This window comes from Aurantiacibacter xanthus (genome assembly GCF_003584015.1).
GTDB classification, from domain to species: Bacteria; Pseudomonadota; Alphaproteobacteria; order Sphingomonadales; family Sphingomonadaceae; genus Alteraurantiacibacter; species Alteraurantiacibacter xanthus.
This window is the reverse complement of sequence record NZ_QXFM01000091.1, coordinates 1-2,288: the sequence shown is the minus strand read 5'-3', so window position 1 is coordinate 2,288 and position 2,288 is coordinate 1. Positions and strand designations below refer to the sequence as shown.

1 protein-coding gene is annotated in these 2,288 nt (G+C 68.2%); it reads left to right on the top strand.

What is annotated here, in order from left to right; translation table 11 throughout:
- Positions 1-2,288 (top strand): condensation domain-containing protein (locus D2V17_RS09875; protein WP_147367338.1); only part of this gene is annotated, 2,288 nt, incomplete at both ends.

Genomic DNA, 2,288 nt, shown 5'->3' with positions numbered 1-2,288 from the left:
GATGAGGAAGCGCTGCGCCGGCATCTTTTTGCGGTTCTGCCGGATTATATGGTTCCGTCGGCGATTGTGGTGCTGGACGCGTTGCCGCTGACGGCGAACGGGAAGGTGGACCGCAAGGCGCTCCCTGCGCCGGGGCCTCAGGTGCGCGGGGGCGTGTCGGGGACGCCGGAAGAGGCGGTGCTGTGCGGCCTGGTCGGCGAGCTGCTGGGCATGGAACGGGTCGGTCCGGAGGACGACTTTTTCGCGCTTGGCGGTCACTCGTTGCTGGCGGCGCGGCTGGTGGCGCGGGTGCGCAGCGTGCTGGGCCGGGTGCTGGGCATCCGCTCGGTGTTCGAGGCGCCGCGGCTGGGCGATCTGGCCGAGCGGGTGCGGCAGGCGCCGCGGGCGACCCATGTCCTGACGGCGACAGAACGGCCATCGCGTTTGCCGCTGTCGTTCGCGCAGGCGCGGCTGTGGTTCCTGGACCGTCTGGAGGGAGCCGATGCGGCCTACAACATCCCTCTGGCGGCACGGCTGTCCGGTAGGCTGGATGTGGCGGCGCTGGCGGCGGCGCTGGACGATGTGGTGATGCGCCACGAGAGCCTGCGCACGCTGCTGAAGGATGATGGCGGAGAGCCCTACCAGGAGGTGCTCGAACAGGCACATGTCGTGCTGGATCGGCGGATCTGTGAGCCGGACGCGGTCGACGCGATGCTGGCAGCCGAGGCGGCGCGGCCGTTCGATCTGGCGTGTGACCTGCCGCTGCGAGCGGTGCTGCTGGAACTGGGGCCGGACGATCATGTACTGGCATTGGTCGTGCATCACATCGCGACCGACGGTTGGTCGATGGGGCTGCTGCTGGATGATCTGGCGAAAGCCTATCGGGCGAGGGCGGTCGGAGAGGCGCCGGACTACGATCCGCTGCCGGTACACTATGCCGACTATGCGCTGTGGCAGCGGGCGCTGCTGGGCGAGGAGGCTGACCCAGAAAGCCTGATAGGACGCCAGATAAACCATTGGCGAACAGCATTGGCGGGTGCTCCAGCGGAATTGATGCTCCCGCTGGATCGTCCGAGGCCCGCACGGCCGAGCCGGCGCGCGGGGAGGGTGCCGATAGACCTTCCATCGACGCTGGTAGTGGCAATGGAGCAATTGGCGCGCGTTCAGGGCGCGACTTTCTTCATGATACTTCATGCGGCGGTCTCGGGGCTGCTGATGCGGCTCGGCGCGGGCGATGACATTGTGATTGGAACGCCGGTCGCGGGGCGTGGAGATGCGGCGTTGGACCGGCTGGTGGGTTTTTTCGTCAACACGCTTGTGCTGCGGCTGGACCTTGGCGGCGATCCCGATTTCGGTGCGCTAGTGGCGCGGAGCCGGGAAGTGTGCCTCGACGCCTATATGAACCAGGACGTGCCGTTCGAGCGGTTGGTGGAGGTACTCGACCCGCCGCGGGTGCTGGGGCGCCAGCCCTTGTTCCAGACGATGCTGGTGCTGAACAGCGGGGCGGAGGGCAGCTTTGCAGCGCCCGGCCTGAAGACGCAGCCCCTGTCCGTCAGCGTGCCGACGGCGAAGTTCGATCTGTGCTTCACCTTCACCGAAGAAGATGGAGCCTGGCGCGGCGAGCTTGAATACAGCGCCGAGCTGTTTGATCGGGCAAGCGCGGAGGGCCTGGCGGCGCGCCTGATCGGCGTGCTGGAGCAGGGTGTGGCGGACCCGGACCAGCCGTTGCCGAAGCTGAGCGTGCTGCTGCCGGGTGAAGCGAGCCGACTGACAGAGGATTTCGCGGGACCTCGGCGCTCGCTGCCCGAACCCGCAACGCTGCCGGGGCTGTTCGAAGCGCAGGCAGCACGCACGCCGAAGGCGATCGCGCTCACGGACGGGGAGCGATCGCTGGACTATGCCGGGCTCGAGGCCGCAGCCAACCGCATCGCCTGGCGCCTGATCGGGCTGGGCGCGGGTCCCGAGACAGTGGTGGCGCTGGCGTTCGATCGGTCGATCGAGATGGTGACGGCGGTGCTGGGCGTGCTGAAGGCGGGCGCCGCCTATCTTCCGCTCGATCCCGATCTGCCGGCCGAACGCCTCGACTTCCTGCTGTCCGATGCGCGGCCGCAGGCTGTGCTGACGACGCGCGTGCTCGCCGACCGCCTGACAGGCCTGGCTGAGGCCGATGCCACACTGATCGCGATTGACGACGATGCCGGTCTCGATGCCGCGCCTGACCATGCGCCGATGGACGCCGATCGCGTCGCGCCGCTCGACCCGAGGCATCCCGCCTATCTCATCTACACGTCAGGCAGCACCGGTCAGCC